Here is a 14,807-nt window from a genome sequence, read left to right as displayed (position 1 = left end):
TCGGCCTCTCTAGGTCGGCGCAAGGCGGACGATGTGTCCACAGGGCCTGCGCTCATCACTCGAAAATACCGGTTCCCGCATCCTCGCGGAACCGATCGGTCCCTCCTTCCCCAAATCTTGTGTCCCCGATGCGGCGGATTTCGGAAAAAAGTCGTGAATCGAAGCGCCATGCCTGAATTCTGGGCATCGTCCTTTCGGATCGGCCGTAAAGGCCGCCGGTCTGCTCCCACCAGCCGCCATCGTCGAAGCGCACGCGATGCGCCCTCGGCGTCGGTTCGAACAGGAAAAGGCTGACGCGCGCGCCGGCGGCGACGCGTCGCGCGGCCTCCGCCCGCAGGGGTCGCGCGCGCGTCCGCCAGCCCCACAGCACCTCGTCGCGCGGGGAGGGGCCGTCGTGAAGGGCGATCCAGGCGGCCTCCTGAGACGCCGGCCCGCGCGCGCCCACGGGCCGGCCGCGGCCCTCGGCGATGCCGTCGCGCAGGCTTGAAGTCAGCCGCTCCAGCGCTTGGGCCCCAAGCTTCCGCCTCCGCACGAGCCGAAAGAGACGCGCGCGCTGATCCTCGGCAAGGCGGGCGATTTCCGCCTCCATCTCGTCCGGCGCGTGCTTGCGCAGGAAGCTCGCGGTGGAGGCGCCGATGTCGAAAAGGCTCAACGGCACCCGTTCGGCATCCCGGCGCTCGCTTGGCGCGAAGGCGTGATGAACCTGCGCGCGCGGCACCCAGACCGCGCGATGGCCTGCCTGCCCGAGGCGCAGCGCCAGGTCGGTGTCGTCGAGGTAGAAGCGGAACGCCGGATCGAACCCCCCGAGATCGTGCAGGACGTCCCGGCGTACGGCCATGTTCGTCCCGTGCAGCTTGAGGACGGCACCCGCGGGAAGCCGTTCGGAAAACGGCCCGTCGCGGCCCTGCCGGTCGACGGACATGCGGCCCCACTGCACCGAGATGCCGTTCCGGCCAAGCACCGGGCCGGTCGCCGCGGCAAGATCGGCGTCGCGGGCGAAGGCCTCGGCAAGCGCCCCGGCCCAAGTGGGCTCGGGCACCGCGTCGTCGTCGATGAAGGCGACCACGTCGCCCGCCGCCCGCGCGACCCCGTCGTTGCGCGCGGCGGACAGGTTCGGCTCGGCCTGCGGCACGGTCTTCAGACGATCCGCGAAGGCAAGATCCGACGTCGCCCGAAGACCCGCCGCGTCGGCCACCACGATGACCTCCATGCGGCGAAGCCGGGATTGCGACAGGCCCAGAAGGCAGCGCCTCAGCGCGCGGGGCCGCCCATGGCTGGCCACCACGACGCTGAGCGCCGGCGTCTCTTTCACGGCTGGCCCATCTCGGCCAGCATCGCCTCGATCCGGGGAATGTCTTCGGGGTTGTTCAGCTCCCAGAACTTGCGGCCCCGCCCCTCGACCTCGACGCAGAGCACGCGGTGCCCGGCCTCGAGGAAGCGGAGCTGTTCGAGCCCCTCGAGGCGTTCCAGCGGCCCCACCGCCCAGTCGGGATAGGCGTGCAAGGCCCAGGGGCGGTAGGCGTAGACGCCGACATGGTGGAAGACGGGCGTGGGATCGTCCGGAGCGTAGGCCTCGGCGGTGTAGGGGATGACTTCCTTCGAGAAATAGAGCCCCCGCATCTCGCTGTCGCAAACGGCCGTCGTGCCGCCGACGCGCCCTGCGGCGCGGTCGGCCTTTAGGGCGGCGAGCGTCTCGCCGTCGCAGCGCAGGATCGGCGTGGCGAGCGCGGCCTGGCTGTCGCCCTCGAGGCCGTCGATCAGCGCCTCGAGGAACCAAGGCGGCGTCAGCGGCGCGTCGCCCTGCAGGTTGACGACCATGTCGACGCCCGGTCCCAGAAGCGCAAGTGCCTCGGCGCAGCGCTCGGTGCCGTTGCGGCAACGGTCGGAGGTCATCAGGACGTCGGCGCCGAACGCCCTCGCCGCCTCGGCGATGCGCTCGTCATCGGTGGCGACATGGACAGCGTCGAAGCGCCCAACGTCGCGGGCGGCGCGCCAGCTGCGTTCGATCAGGCTCCGCGCCTCGCCGGTGGCGCCGCGCAGCATGGCAAGCGGCTTGCCCGGAAAGCGCACCGAGGGATAGCGCGCGGGAATGATGCAGACGATGCCCATGATCAGGCGCGCTTCACGGCGTCTGCAACGCGACGCCCGGCGCATGGGCGATGAAGAAACCGTTCGCGAAGCCCGGCTTGCCATAGGTGAACGGCGCGTGGTCCTCGAACCTTACCACCTGTCCGCCGGCGCCGCGCAGGACCGCATCGCCCGCCGCGGTGTCCCATTCCATCGTCCGGCCAAGGCGCGGATAGAGATCCGCCTCGCCAGTAGCCACGAGGCAGAACTTCAGCGAACTGCCCGCGCTTTTCATGTCCGCCACGTCGTAGGCCGCGATGTAGGCGTCGGTGGCCGCATCGCGGTGGGACGCCGAGGCCACGACGAAAAGCGCCGAGTTGTCGGGCTTTCGCACCGAGATCGGGCTGGCCTCGCCGGGCGTGTCGGGATCGAACGGTCCGCGCTCCTCGACGCTGGTTCCGTCGCCGCGCGTATAGAACAGCCGGTTGCGCGCCGGGGCGTAGACCACGCCGCGCACCGGGACGCCGTCCTCGACCAGCGCGATGTTCACCGTGAAGTCGCCGCGCCGTTTCACGAATTCCTTCGTGCCGTCCAGGGGATCGACGATCAGGAAGGTCGAGGCCGTCATGCCGTGGCTGTCGGCCTGTTCCTCGGTCACCAGCGCGATATCGGGATAGGCCGCGCGAAGGCGCGCGGAAATCAGCGCATCTGCGGCCTCGTCGGCTTCGGTCACGGGGCTTTCGTCGGACTTCGCGCGAACGGCGAATTCGTCAGATCCATAAATTTCCATGATCTTTTCACCCGCCAGAATGGCCGAGCGCCGCATTTCCAACATCAGTTCGGTGTAATCCATCATCGTCCATTCCGGTTTCGTGCGCGATTGAACCCGCGGCCCTGAAACGTTATCGTCGATCCTGTCCTCGGGGCCAAGTCGTCCGACCGGTCCGGGAAGGCGGGCGCGGAACGCACGGGCCCCAGCGAACGAGCAGAACACCATGTTCCAACCCTCGAGACCGACGACCACGGGCGCGCTGATCTTCGGTATGCTCGAGGTGACCTACCACGCCACGGTCCGCAAGGTCAGAAAAAACCACGGCAATGCCGTGATGGCGATCGTCATGAGCGTCTTCCAGAGCGTTCTTTTCGTCGCCGCTTTCTACCTTCTGTTCACGCTGGTGCCAGGCGCGCGGACGATGGCGATCCGCGGCGACTTCATGCTTTACCTGCTGACCGGCATCTTCATGTACCTGGTTCACATCCAGGCGCTTCAGGCGGTGATGAATTCCGAAAGCGCGACCTCGGCGATGATGCAGCACGCGCCGATGAACACGCTCGTGGCGATCCTGTCGTCGGCGTTTTCGGTCCTCTACGTCAAGACAGTCAGCCTTCTGGTGATCCTCTTCGCGCTGCACGCCATCGTCGAGCCTGTCGTGCTGCACGATTGGGCCGGGGCGTTCATGATGTACCTGCTGGCGTGGGGCACGGGCTGCGCGCTGGGACTGATCCTCATGGCGGCCAAGCCGTGGGCGCCCGACGTGGTGACGATCGTGCAGATGGTCTACGTCAGGGCGAACATGATCGCCTCGGGAAAGATGTTCGTCGCGAACATGCTTCCCGGCATGATGATCGCGATGTTCGACTGGAACCCCCTGTTCCACATCATCGACCAGGCCCGGGGCTTCACCTTCGTGAACTATTTTCCGCATCACACGAACTGGGAATACCCGCTCTACGCGATGCTCTTCCTGCTCCTTCTGGGCATGATGGCGGAATTCTATACCCGCAAGCGCGCCTCGGCGAGTTGGGAGGCGCGGCGCTGAAGCGCCATCAGTCCACGACCCTGAGCGTCAGGTTGATCCGTCCCCCCCTTGGAAGAAGCGTCGAGCTTCCGGGGCGGATGCGGTCGATCCCGTGATAGGCGAGCCGCGCGGCGCCGCCCAGTACGGCGACATCGCCCGAGCGCAGCCAGATCGATTTCGTCGGGCCACCTCGTTCCGTCCCGCCGACCCGGAAAAGCGCCTCGTCGCCCAGCGAAACCGAGACCACCGGCATCGAGAAATCGGCCTCGTCGCGGTCCTGGTGCAGCCCCATGCGCGCATCGGCGTCGTAGAAGTTCACGAGACAGCATTGCGGATCGCGCGCGACGCCCGCGACCCGACGCCAGATCTCGAGGACGGCTTGCGGGATCGGCGGCCATGGACCGCCATCGGGGTGCCTCGGCTCGTAGCGGTAGCCGCGCCTGTCCGACACCCAGCCCTTTTCCCCCGCCGACGTCATCCGCACGGACATCGGCTTGCCCCGCGCCGTAACAGGCCGGAACAGCGGTGCGGCGCGCACGATGGCGCGCACGTCTTCGACAAGCGCGCGTTGCGCGGTCTCGTCCAGAAGCCCCGGATGAACTACTGCGCCGTTCACATCCACGGTGTTCATTCGGCCAATCCTCGCCATCGCGTTTCCCTCGGGCGCTTGCAGGCCCATAACCCCCTTCTTATATACGCCCGGAAGCGGTCAGGGGCGTGCATCCCGGCCGGGCATCACAAGAGGCATGACAAGGCGGCGAGGGGGCTGCAACCGGACCCGCGACCACCTGTTCGCTTGAAGAAAGGGACTATACGATATGGCCAAAGTGATCGGTATCGACCTTGGAACCACCAACTCCTGCGTTGCCATCATGGACGGCAGCCAGGCGCGCGTGATCGAAAACTCTGAAGGCGCACGGACGACGCCGTCGATCGTCGCCTACACCGACGACGAGCGTCTCGTCGGCCAGCCGGCGAAACGGCAGGCGGTCACGAACCCCGAGAACACGATCTTCGCGGTCAAGCGGCTTGTCGGCCGCCGCCTCGGCGACGCCGAGGTCGAGAAGGACAAGAAGCTCGTGCCCTATTCGATCGTGGACGGCGGCAACGGCGACGCATGGGTCGAGGTGAAGGGTGAGAAGTTCTCGCCGTCGCAGATCTCGGCGCAGATCCTCGGCAAGATGAAGGAAACTGCCGAAAGCTACCTCGGCGAGGAAGTCACGCAGGCCGTCATCACGGTTCCCGCCTACTTCAACGACGCCCAGCGCCAGGCGACCAAGGACGCCGGCAAGATCGCGGGCCTCGAGGTGCTTCGCATCATCAACGAGCCGACGGCGGCTGCGCTCGCCTATGGTCTCGACAAGAAGGAGTCGCGCACGATCGCGGTCTACGACCTCGGTGGCGGCACCTTCGACATCACGATCCTGGAAATCGACGACGGCCTCTTCGAGGTGAAGTCCACCAACGGCGACACGTTCCTCGGCGGTGAAGACTTCGACATGCGGATCGTCAACTACCTCGCCGACGAGTTCAAGAAAGAGCACGGCGTGGACCTGACGAACGACAAGATGGCCCTTCAGCGCCTGAAGGAAGCCGCCGAGAAGGCCAAGATCGAACTGTCGAGCTCCAGCCAGACCGAGATCAACCAGCCGTTCATCTCGATGGGCGCGAACGGCCAGCCTCTGCACATGGTCATGAAGCTGACCCGTGCGAAGCTGGAAAGCCTGGTCGGCGACCTGATCCAGAAGTCGATGAAGCCCTGCGCCGCAGCCCTCAAGGACGCCGGCCTCTCCAAGGGCGAGATCGACGAGGTCGTGCTGGTCGGCGGCATGACGCGGATGCCGAGGGTCATCGAGGAAGTGACCAAGTTCTTCGGCAAGGAACCGCACAAGGGCGTGAACCCCGACGAGGTCGTGGCCATGGGCGCAGCCATCCAGGCAGGCGTTCTTCAGGGTGACGTGAAGGACGTGGTCCTGCTCGACGTCACGCCGCTGTCGCTTGGCATCGAGACGCTGGGCGGCGTGTTCACCCGGCTGATCGACCGCAACACGACGATCCCGACCAAGAAGGCGCAGATTTTCTCGACCGCCGAGGACAACCAGAACGCCGTGACCATTCGCGTCTTCCAGGGCGAGCGAGAAATGGCGGCCGACAACAAGATGCTCGGCCAGTTCAATCTCGAGAACATCCCGCCCGCCCCGCGCGGCGTGCCGCAGATCGAGGTGACGTTCGACATCGACGCCAACGGCATCGTTTCGGTCGGAGCCAAGGACAAGGGCACCGGCAAGGAGCAGAAGATCACGATCCAGGCTTCCGGCGGTCTGAGCGACGAGGACATCGATCGCATGGTGCGCGAGGCCGAGGAGAACGCCGACGCCGACAAGCAGCGCCGCGAGCTTGTCGAAACGAAGAACCAGGCCGAAAGCCTTGTCCACTCCACCGAGAAGTCGCTCGAGGAACATGGCGACAAGGTCGATCCCTCCACGGTCGAGGCGATCGAGCTTGCCATCAAGAACCTCAAGGAACAGCTCGAGACCGAGGATGTCGGCAAGATCAAGGGCGGCATCCAGAACGTCACCGAAGCCTCCATGCGGCTGGGCGAGGCGATCTACAAGGCGCAGCAGGAGGACTCCGGAAGCGCGGATGCGGATGACGAAGGCGACGCCCGTCCCGTGGACGACGACATCGTCGACGCCGATTTCGAAGATCTCGATGACGACCGCAAAAGCTCGTAATCGCGCTGAATGACATTGCCTTGGCCGGTCAGGGACACCTTGGCCGGCCAGCGCATTTCCGGAGGCTGAATCAATATCATGGCGAAGCGCGACTATTACGAGGTCCTCGGGATCCAGCGAGGGACGTCCGCCGACGAGATCAAGAAGGCCTATCGAACCAAGGCCAAACAGCTGCACCCCGACCGGAATTCCGACAATCCCGATGCCGAGGCCCAGTTCAAGGAATTAAACGAGGCCTACGACGTCCTCAAGGATGCCGACAAGAAGGCCGCCTATGACCGCTTCGGCCACGCCGCCTTCGACGGCGGAATGGCCGGTGGCGCGCGCGCGGGCGGCTTTGGCGGAGGGGCCGGCCAGGGCGATTTCGCCAGCGCCTTCTCCGACGTGTTCGAGGACCTGTTTGGCGACTTCATGGGCGGCCAGCGCGGCGGTGGCCAGCGTCGCAGCAGGGCAAGCCGTGGCTCCGACCTGCGATACAACCTCAGGATCAATCTCGAGGACGCCTATTCCGGCCTTCAGAAGCAGATCACGGTGCCCTCGGCCGTCGCCTGCGGCTCGTGCTCGGGCACCGGGTCGGAGGGCGGGTCCGAACCCGTCACATGCCCGACCTGCTCCGGCATGGGCAAGGTTCGCGCGCAGCAGGGCTTCTTCACCGTCGAACGGACCTGCCCGACCTGCTCGGGCGTCGGTCAGATCGTCAAGAATCCCTGTCATTCCTGTGGCGGCGCCGGGCGCGTTCAGAAGGACCGCGCGCTGTCCGTGAACATTCCCGCCGGCGTCGAGACAGGCACGCGGATCCGCCTGTCCGGCGAGGGCGAGGCCGGTCTGCGCGGTGGCCCGACGGGCGATCTGTACATCTTCATAGAGGTTGGCGACCATCCGCTGTTCCAGCGCGACGGTGTCGACCTCTATTGCCGCGTGCCAGTGTCCATGACCCGCGCGGCGCTTGGCGGCGAGGTCGAGGTTCCCACCATCGACGGTGGCCGCTCGCGCGTGAAGGTGCCCGAAGGCTCGCAATCCGGCCGTCAGATGCGGCTTCGGGGCAAGGGGATGCCTTCGCTTCGCGGCACCGGCATGGGCGACATGTATATCGAGCTTGCCGTCGAGACGCCGGTAAAGCTGAACGCCGAGCAGAAGGAGCTTCTGCGCCAGTTCGAGGAAAGTTGCGCCAAGTCGAACAACCCTGACGCCAGCGGTTTCTTCGACAAGGTGCGCAAGTTCTGGGACGACCTGGCGAGCTGACGCCGTCTCCATCGTTTTCATGACGGACCGGCCGGATTTGACCCTTCAATCCGGCCGGTTCGCTTTGTAGGCTCCGCCGCGCACGAGGGGGCCGACATGAACGCGCACGTGACGCCGATGATGGCGCAATACCTGGAGATCAAGGCGCAACACCCGGACGCGCTTCTGTTCTACAGGATGGGCGATTTCTACGAGATGTTCTTCGACGACGCTGCGGCCGCGGCAGAGGCGCTGGATATCGCCCTGACGAAGCGCGGCAAGCACGGAGACGAGGACATCCCCATGTGCGGCGTCCCCGTTCACGCCGCCGAGAACTACCTTCTGACGCTGATCCGCAAGGGTTTCCGCGTCGCCGTCTGCGAACAGATGGAAGACCCCGCCGAGGCGAAGAAGCGCGGATCGAAATCCGTCGTCCGCCGCGAGGTCGTCCGCCTCGTCACGCCTGGGACGCTGACGGAGGATACGCTCCTCGACGCGCGGACCAACAACTACCTCGCCGCCTGGGCCGAAATCCGGGGCGAGGGCGCGCTGGCCTGGACCGACATATCGACCGGGGACCTGCACGTGATGCCCTGCCCCGCCGTCCGGCTGGGACCCGAGCTTTTCCGGCTTTCGGTGCGCGAGGTGCTCGTGCAGGCCGACATGGATATCGCCCGGCAGGACGCGCTGATCGAGACGGGCGCAGCCGTCACGCCGCTCGGTCCGGGAAGCTTCGATTCCAGCTCGGCCGAGAAACGGTTGACCGCCGCCTTCGGGGTCGGATCGCTGGACGGGTTCGGGACCTTCTCGCGCGCCGAGATGTCCGCGCTGGGCGCGCTCGTCGATTATCTCGACCTGACGCAGAAGGGCGCGCTGCCGCTTCTGCGTCCACCCCGGCGGCAGATGGGCGCGCAGTTCCTGCAACTCGACGTCGCCACGCGAAGGAACCTCGAACTGACGCGAAGCCTAGGGGGCGGGCGGGCCGGCAGCCTTCTGTCCGTCCTCGACCGCACCGTCACCGCCGGGGGCGCGCGTCTCCTCGAACGCCGTCTTTCGGGGCCGTCCACGGACCTCGGGGAGATCCGCAAACGGCATGATGCCGTCGGTTATTTCGTCTCTGACATGCGGCTCAGAGACGATTTGCGCGATCGTCTCAAGCGCTGTCCCGACATCGAGCGCGCCCTGTCGCGCCTCGCCCTCGACCGGGGCGGGCCACGCGACCTCGCGGCACTGCGTGACGGGCTTGCGCAAGCCGGCGAGATTGCGGGTGTGCTTCCATCGGGCGAGCTTCCGCACCACCTGGAGCGGGCGCTTCACGACCTTCAGGGTCACGAGGCGCTTTGCCAGACGCTGGACGCGGCCCTGGTCGCCGAGCCCCCGGTGCAGCTTCGCGACGGCGGGTTCATCGCGCCCGGCCATGACGCCGGCCTGGACGACGCGCGCAAGCTGAGGGACGAGGGGCGCGGCGTGATCGCCGGGATGCAGGCCGAATTCATCGAGGCGACCGGGATTGGCTCGCTGAAGATCAAGCACAACAACGTGCTGGGATACTTCATCGAGACGACATCGGTTCATTCCCAGAAGATGCTGTCGCCGCCGCTGTCCGATCGCTTCATCCACCGTCAGACGACCGCCAATGCCGTGCGTTTCACGACGGTCGAGCTGTCGGAACTGGAATCGCGCATCCTCAATGCGGGAAACCGCGCGCTCGAGATCGAGATCGCGCTGTTCCGAAGCCTTCGCGACACGGTGCTTGCCGCGCAGGACGAGATCGGCGCCGCTGCGCGCGCGCTGGCGGAAATCGATCTGCATGCCGCGCTTGCCACCCGCGCGCAGGAAGGCGACTGGCGCCGACCGGACATGCACGACGACAGGCGCTTCGACATCGTCTCGGGGCGTCATCCTGTAGTGGAAGCGGCCCTCGAAAAGTCCGGCGCGCCCTTCGTCGCGAACGACTGCGCCCTCAGCCCGGACGGCGACGCCGCCGCGATCTCGTTGTTGACTGGCCCCAACATGGCGGGCAAGTCGACATGGCTGCGCCAGAACGCCCTGATCGCCATCCTCGCGCAAATGGGCAGCTACGCGCCCGCCGAACGCGCGGAAATCGGCCTTGTGAGCCAGGTCTTCAGCCGCGTGGGCGCGTCCGACGACCTTGCACGGGGCCGCTCGACGTTCATGGTCGAAATGGTCGAGACCGCGGCGATCCTGAACCAGGCCGACGCGCGCGCGCTCGTCATACTCGACGAGATCGGGCGCGGGACGGCGACGTATGACGGACTGTCGATCGCCTGGGCCACCGTCGAGCATCTGCACGAGGCGAACCGGTGCCGTGCGCTCTTTGCCACGCATTATCATGAGCTTACGGCGCTCGCCGAAAAGCTTGCCGGGCTGACGAATACGACGATGGCCGTCAAGGAGTGGGAAGGCGAGGTGGTGTTCCTGCACGAAGTACGGCCAGGCGCGGCGGACCGGTCATACGGGGTGCAGGTCGCCAAGCTTGCGGGGCTTCCGGCGTCGGTCGTGGATCGCGCGCAGTCCGTCCTTCAGGCTCTGGAGGAAGGCGAACGCGAGGGACCGAAGCGCACGACCCTGATCGACGACTTGCCGCTGTTTTCGGTCAAGCCGAAGGATGCGGCGCCGAAACGCACGGCGCCGTCCACCATCGAGGAGCGGCTGCGCGCGGTCCATCCGGACGGCCTGACCCCGCGCGACGCGCTCGACCTCGTCTACGCACTGAAGGACCTGCTTGGCGACTGATCAGGAGGCGGGCCGGGACGAGACGCCAACCTGCGCGGGCCGCAGGAGCCGATCGTGCAGCATGAAGCCTTCGGCCATGACCTGGATGATCTCTCCGGCCTTCGTTCCGGGCACGGGGGCCTCGAACATCGCCTGATGAAGCTGCGGGTCGAAGGTGTCGCCCACTTCGGGGGCGACCGGCGTCATGCCGTGCTTGCCGAACACCGAAAGAAGCTCTTTCAGGGTCAGCTCGACCCCTTCGATCACCGCGCCTGCCGCCGCGCGCTGTTCTTCCTGGGCGGCGTCGAGCGCTCGACGCAGGTTGTCGTAGACAGGCAGCAGATCGCGCGCCAGCTTCGAGCCGCCGTAATGCTCCGCCTCGCGGCGATCGCGTTCGGCGCGCTTGCGGCTGTTCTCGGCATCGGCGAGCGCGCGCAGCATCCGGTCGCGCAACTCGTCGCGCTCGGCCCTCAGAAGATCGAGCTCGACGAAGGGATCCGGCGCCTCCTGGTCGCGCGCGGAGTCCGCTGCCGCGTCCTGCGCCGCGTGGTCTTCCATCATCTCGTCTTTCTTCGGCTCAGCCATGTTACCTCTCTTACGATCGGTCGGAGATCATGCGTCCGACCAATTGCGCAGTGTAGTCCACGATCGGGACGATACGTCCGTAGTTCAGGCGCGTCGGTCCGATCACGCCGACGGCGCCCACGATCTTTCGGTCAGCGTTCATATATGGAGAGACGACCAGACTGGAACCCGAAAGTGAGAACAACTTGTTCTCCGACCCAATGAAAATTCGCACCCCATCGCCGGCTTCGGTCAGTTCGAGAAACTCGGCGATGTCGCGCTTGCGCTCGAGGTCATCGAACAACTGGCGGATGCGGTCGAGCTCTGCCGCCTCGGTCGAATCGTTGAGCAGGTTCGCTCGCCCGCGCACGATCAGGCGTTCCATCTGCTGGCCGGCGTTTTCCCAGACGGCAAGCCCGCTGTCGATGAGCGAATTCGCCAATTCGTCGATCTCGCGCCTGCGCGTCTCGATCTCGGCCTTCATGAGGGCGCGCAGCGACGGGACGGTCTGGCCGGCAAGCCGCGCGTTCAGATAGTTGGCCGCTTCGCGCATGGCGCTGGGCGTTGTGCCGCCCGGCGGCGCGAACAGACGGTTCTCGACATGCCCGTCGGAAAACACCAGGACGACAAGCGCCTGCTCGGGCGACAGCGAGACGAAATCGATGTGCTGTATCGGGGCTTCGTGCTTGGGGGCGAGCACGAGGCTGGCGCCGCGCGTCGCGGCCGAAAGCGCCGATCCGACCCGATCGAGCACGTTCTGGATGTCGGCGGAATTCGAGTCGAGCGTGTTGTCGAGGCTCTGCCGGTCCTGATCGTCGAGATCGCCCACCTCGAGGAAACCGTCGACGAAAAGGCGCAGGCCAAGCTGAGTCGGGACGCGCCCGGCCGAAACGTGCGGACTGCCCAGAAGACCGAGATATTCCAGGTCCTGCATGACGTTGCGGACCGTCGCGGCCGAGACGCGTTCGGTCAGCGCGCGGGTCAGCGTGCGCGATCCGACCGGCGCGCCGGTCGCAAGGTAGCCTTCGACGACCCGGCGAAACACTTCGCGGGACCGGTCGTTGAGCTCGTCGAGGATGCGTCCCTGTTCGGTCATGTCACTGCGATCTCATGTCGTGCGCATTGCCCAAGGATTCAAGGCCTTTCGGGGTTGCGAGCGCAAGTCGATGCGGACTATGCCTCGCCCCGTGAAACCAGGAGATTGTTATGCGTCCTTCCGGCCGAAACCTAGACGAGATCCGCGAAATTTCCATCGAGACCGGGGTGACGATGCATGCCGAGGGGTCCTGCCTGATCCGCTGCGGCAACACCCAGGTGCTTTGCACCGCAAGCCTGGAGGAGCGCGTGCCGCCGTTCCTGAAGAACACGGGCCTCGGCTGGGTGACGGCGGAATACGGGATGCTTCCGCGCGCGACGCACACGCGGATGCGGCGTGAGGCGGCATCGGGCAAGCAATCCGGGCGGACGCAGGAGATCCAGCGCCTGATCGGCAGGTCGCTTCGCGCCGGCATCGACCGTTCGGCGATGGGTGAGCGCCAGATCACCGTCGATTGCGACGTGATACAAGCCGACGGCGGAACGCGCTGCGCCGCGATCACCGGCGGCTGGGTGGCGTTGAGGCTGGCGGTCAACAAGCTCCTCAAGGCGGGCGATCTCCGCAGCGATCCGATCGTCGATCACGTCGCGGCGGTGTCGTGCGGCATCTATGCCGGGCAGCCCGTTCTCGACCTCGACTACGCCGAGGACAGCGAAGCCGGCACCGACAGCAATTTTGTCATGACCGGTGGCGGCGCGATCATCGAAGTGCAGGCCAGCGCCGAAGGCGCGGCCTTCTCGCGCGAGCAATTCGACGAGATGTACGAACTTGCGGCCAAGGGCGTCGATGCGCTGGTGGCGGCGCAGAAGCGGGCCGTTTCCTGACATGCGGCGTTTCACGGGGAATGCGGTGCTGGTCGCGACGCACAACCAGGGAAAGCTGGAGGAAATCGCGCATCTGCTCGAGCCCTACGGGATCGCCGTCACCTCGGCCAAGGATCACGGCCTGCCCGAACCCGAGGAGACCGGGACGACCTTCGTCGAGAATGCGCGCCTCAAGGCCCATGCCGCCGCGAAAGCCACGGGACTTCCCGCGCTGGCAGACGATTCCGGGATCGAAATCGACGCCCTCGGTGGCGCGCCCGGAGTGTACACCGCGGATTGGGCCGAGACGCCGAACGGCCGCGATTTCGAGCACGCGATGCGCCGCACCCATGATGAACTGGAGCGCGTCGGCGCGCCCTGTCCGCGGACGGCAAGGTTCTGCTGCACGCTCGTCCTCGCGTGGCCCGACGGTCACGACGAGGTGTTTCCCGGCGTTATGGAAGGACAGGTCGTCTGGCCGATGCGTGGCGACCAGGGCCATGGCTACGACCCGATCTTCCAGCCCGAAGGCTTCGACGTGACCTTCGGCGAGATGGACAGATGGGAAAAGAACCGCATCAGCCACCGTGCCGACGCGTTCCGAAAGCTGGTTGCGATATTTGACGGAAATTGACGCAACATCGCGGGACTTCGGTCTCTATGTCCACTGGCCGTTCTGCCAGGCAAAGTGTCCCTATTGCGATTTCAACAGCCATGTCTCGGCCCTGATCGACCATGATCGCTGGCTGCGCGCCTACCTGTCCGAGATCCGGCGGCTGCGCGCCGAAACCGGGCAGCGAACCTTGCGCAGCATCTTCTTCGGCGGCGGCACCCCTTCGCTGATGCAACCCGAAACCGTCGCCGCGATCATCGAGGCCGCCCGTTCCGCGTGGCCCTGGTCGAACGATGTGGAGATCACGCTCGAAGCGAATCCGACCTCGGCAGAGGCCGACCGGTTCCGCGCATTCCGCGACGCTGGCGTCAATCGCGTCTCGATTGGAGTGCAGGCCCTGAACGACGCGGATCTGAAGCGGCTGGGCCGTCTGCATTCCGCCAGCGAAGCGCGCGCCGCATTCGACATGGCGCGCGCCACCTTCGATCGCGTCAGTTTCGACCTCATATACGCGCGTCAGGATCAGACGCCCGATGCGTGGCGGAACGAATTGTCGGAAGCACTGTCGATGGCGGCCGACCACCTTTCGCTTTATCAGCTGACGATCGAGGCCGGGACCGCCTTCGGCGAACGCCACGAACGAGGGCTTTTGCGCGGCCTTCCGGACGAGGATCACGCGGCCGACATGTATGAGATCACACAGGACCTGTGCGAGGCCGCCGGGTTTCCCGCATACGAGGTTTCGAACCACGCGCGCGACGAGGCGTGGTCGCGGCACAACCTGATCTACTGGCGTGGGGGCGACTATGGCGGCATCGGGCCGGGCGCGCATGGACGGCTGACGCTCGACGGCGTGCGCTGGGCCACGGAAACCGAGCTGACGCCGGGACGGTGGCTCAACCTCGTGGAAACGGACGGCTCGGGCGAGACCGAGCGCGCGTCCATGACCTCGCGGGAGCGGGGCGAGGAATACCTGATGATGGGCCTCCGGCTGGCGGAGGGCGTGGACCTGTCACCGCTCGACGGGATGTTCGCGCAACCCCTCGACGAGGGAAGGCTGTCGCATCTTGAGGAGCTCGGTCTTGTGGAGCGGGACGGAAACCTTCTGCGCACCACGCGCGCCGGGCGGCCCTTGCTGAACGCGATCCTGCGCGATCTTCTCGCGTGAGCCTG

13 protein-coding genes are annotated in these 14,807 nt (G+C 66.2%); 7 read left to right on the top strand and 6 right to left on the bottom strand.

Going from position 1 to position 14,807, the window contains the following annotated elements; all coding sequences use genetic code 11:
• Positions 1–55 precede the first annotated feature (55 nt).
• From P6F26_RS00850 to cysQ, 3 genes are read right to left on the bottom strand one after another with little or no spacing between them, the layout of a single operon-like run.
• Positions 56–1,312 (bottom strand): glycosyltransferase family 2 protein, encoded by a 1,257-nt coding sequence (locus P6F26_RS00850; protein ID WP_278026733.1) that lies wholly within the window; start codon positions 1,310–1,312, stop codon positions 56–58.
• Complete coding sequence (locus P6F26_RS00845) at positions 1,309–2,109, bottom strand: 3-deoxy-manno-octulosonate cytidylyltransferase (protein WP_278026732.1); 801 nt, start codon at positions 2,107–2,109, stop codon at positions 1,309–1,311. The genes P6F26_RS00850 and P6F26_RS00845 overlap by 4 nt, the downstream gene beginning before the upstream one ends.
• A 13-nt stretch (positions 2,110–2,122) precedes the next feature.
• A complete protein-coding gene (gene cysQ / locus P6F26_RS00840; RefSeq protein ID WP_278026862.1) occupies positions 2,123–2,920 on the bottom strand; it encodes a 3'(2'),5'-bisphosphate nucleotidase CysQ in 798 nt (265 codons plus the stop codon).
• A 142-nt stretch (positions 2,921–3,062) separates the two neighbouring features.
• On the opposite strand from cysQ, the gene P6F26_RS00835 reads away from it, so the two are divergent.
• Positions 3,063–3,887 (top strand): ABC transporter permease, encoded by an 825-nt coding sequence (locus P6F26_RS00835; RefSeq protein WP_278026731.1) that lies wholly within the window; start codon positions 3,063–3,065, stop codon positions 3,885–3,887.
• A 7-nt stretch (positions 3,888–3,894) separates the two neighbouring features.
• Here P6F26_RS00835 and P6F26_RS00830 read toward each other — a convergent pair whose 3' ends face one another.
• Positions 3,895–4,497 (bottom strand): alpha-ketoglutarate-dependent dioxygenase AlkB family protein, encoded by a 603-nt coding sequence (locus P6F26_RS00830; RefSeq protein WP_278026730.1) that lies wholly within the window; start codon positions 4,495–4,497, stop codon positions 3,895–3,897.
• A 187-nt stretch (positions 4,498–4,684) separates the two neighbouring features.
• Here P6F26_RS00830 and dnaK point away from each other — a divergent pair, with 187 nt between their 5' ends.
• The 3 genes from dnaK (at position 4,685) to mutS (ending at position 10,579) form a co-directional block, all read left to right on the top strand.
• Positions 4,685–6,601 carry a molecular chaperone DnaK gene (dnaK, locus tag P6F26_RS00825; RefSeq protein ID WP_278026729.1) on the top strand — a complete coding sequence of 639 codons (1,917 nt, stop codon included), beginning with the start codon at positions 4,685–4,687 and terminating at the stop codon, positions 6,599–6,601.
• A 78-nt stretch (positions 6,602–6,679) separates the two neighbouring features.
• Entirely contained in the window at positions 6,680–7,843 is a 1,164-nt protein-coding gene (gene dnaJ / locus P6F26_RS00820) for a molecular chaperone DnaJ (RefSeq protein ID WP_278026728.1), read from the top strand.
• 96 nt (positions 7,844–7,939) lie between these two features.
• On the top strand, positions 7,940–10,579 hold the full coding sequence (gene mutS, locus P6F26_RS00815; protein ID WP_278026727.1) for a DNA mismatch repair protein MutS: 2,640 nt from the start codon (positions 7,940–7,942) through the stop codon (positions 10,577–10,579).
• Here mutS and P6F26_RS00810 read toward each other — a convergent pair whose 3' ends face one another.
• Together P6F26_RS00810 and hrcA are read right to left on the bottom strand one after the other, a co-directional pair.
• Positions 10,580–11,143, bottom strand: a complete 564-nt coding sequence (locus P6F26_RS00810) for a nucleotide exchange factor GrpE (RefSeq protein WP_278026726.1) — start codon at positions 11,141–11,143, stop codon at positions 10,580–10,582.
• Positions 11,144–11,153: 10 nt separating this feature from the next.
• Positions 11,154–12,218, bottom strand: a complete 1,065-nt coding sequence (hrcA, locus tag P6F26_RS00805) for a heat-inducible transcriptional repressor HrcA (protein WP_278026725.1) — start codon at positions 12,216–12,218, stop codon at positions 11,154–11,156.
• 110 nt (positions 12,219–12,328) lie between these two features.
• Here hrcA and rph point away from each other — a divergent pair, with 110 nt between their 5' ends.
• The 3 genes from rph to hemW are packed head-to-tail and all read left to right on the top strand — an operon-like array spanning position 12,329 to position 14,802.
• Positions 12,329–13,042, top strand: coding sequence for a ribonuclease PH (rph, locus tag P6F26_RS00800; RefSeq protein WP_278026724.1), 714 nt, complete (start codon positions 12,329–12,331; stop codon positions 13,040–13,042).
• A 1-nt stretch (position 13,043) separates the two neighbouring features.
• The gene (rdgB, locus tag P6F26_RS00795) at positions 13,044–13,655 is read left to right on the top strand and encodes an RdgB/HAM1 family non-canonical purine NTP pyrophosphatase (RefSeq protein ID WP_278026723.1); all 612 of its coding nucleotides are present in this window, start codon (positions 13,044–13,046) and stop codon (positions 13,653–13,655) included.
• On the top strand, positions 13,651–14,802 hold the full coding sequence (hemW, locus tag P6F26_RS00790; protein WP_278026861.1) for a radical SAM family heme chaperone HemW: 1,152 nt from the start codon (positions 13,651–13,653) through the stop codon (positions 14,800–14,802). Before rdgB ends, hemW begins: the two co-directional genes overlap by 5 nt.
• Positions 14,803–14,807: the final 5 nt, after the last annotated feature.

It is taken from the genome of Roseicyclus salinarum, assembly GCF_029624655.1.
Taxonomy (GTDB): Bacteria; Pseudomonadota; Alphaproteobacteria; order Rhodobacterales; family Rhodobacteraceae; genus Roseibacterium; species Roseibacterium salinarum.
Note: the sequence above shows the minus strand (reverse complement) of the source record. Positions and strands in the feature narration are given on the sequence as shown.

Excerpts from the sequence above, each read along its gene's own strand:
- dnaK (WP_278026729.1), top strand. The coding sequence starts at position 4,685 with ATGGCCAAAGTGATCGGTATCGACCTTGGAACCACCAACTCCTGCGTT.
- hrcA (WP_278026725.1), bottom strand. The coding sequence starts at position 12,218 with ATGACCGAACAGGGACGCATCCTCGACGAGCTCAACGACCGGTCCCGC.
- P6F26_RS00830 (WP_278026730.1), bottom strand. The coding sequence starts at position 4,497 with ATGAACACCGTGGATGTGAACGGCGCAGTAGTTCATCCGGGGCTTCTG.
- P6F26_RS00845 (WP_278026732.1), bottom strand. The coding sequence starts at position 2,109 with ATGGGCATCGTCTGCATCATTCCCGCGCGCTATCCCTCGGTGCGCTTT.
- mutS (WP_278026727.1), top strand. The coding sequence starts at position 7,940 with ATGAACGCGCACGTGACGCCGATGATGGCGCAATACCTGGAGATCAAG.
- cysQ (WP_278026862.1), bottom strand. The coding sequence starts at position 2,920 with ATGGATTACACCGAACTGATGTTGGAAATGCGGCGCTCGGCCATTCTG.
- rdgB (WP_278026723.1), top strand. The coding sequence starts at position 13,044 with ATGCGGCGTTTCACGGGGAATGCGGTGCTGGTCGCGACGCACAACCAG.
- dnaJ (WP_278026728.1), top strand. The coding sequence starts at position 6,680 with ATGGCGAAGCGCGACTATTACGAGGTCCTCGGGATCCAGCGAGGGACG.
- rph (WP_278026724.1), top strand. The coding sequence starts at position 12,329 with ATGCGTCCTTCCGGCCGAAACCTAGACGAGATCCGCGAAATTTCCATC.
- P6F26_RS00810 (WP_278026726.1), bottom strand. The coding sequence starts at position 11,143 with ATGGCTGAGCCGAAGAAAGACGAGATGATGGAAGACCACGCGGCGCAG.
- P6F26_RS00835 (WP_278026731.1), top strand. The coding sequence starts at position 3,063 with ATGTTCCAACCCTCGAGACCGACGACCACGGGCGCGCTGATCTTCGGT.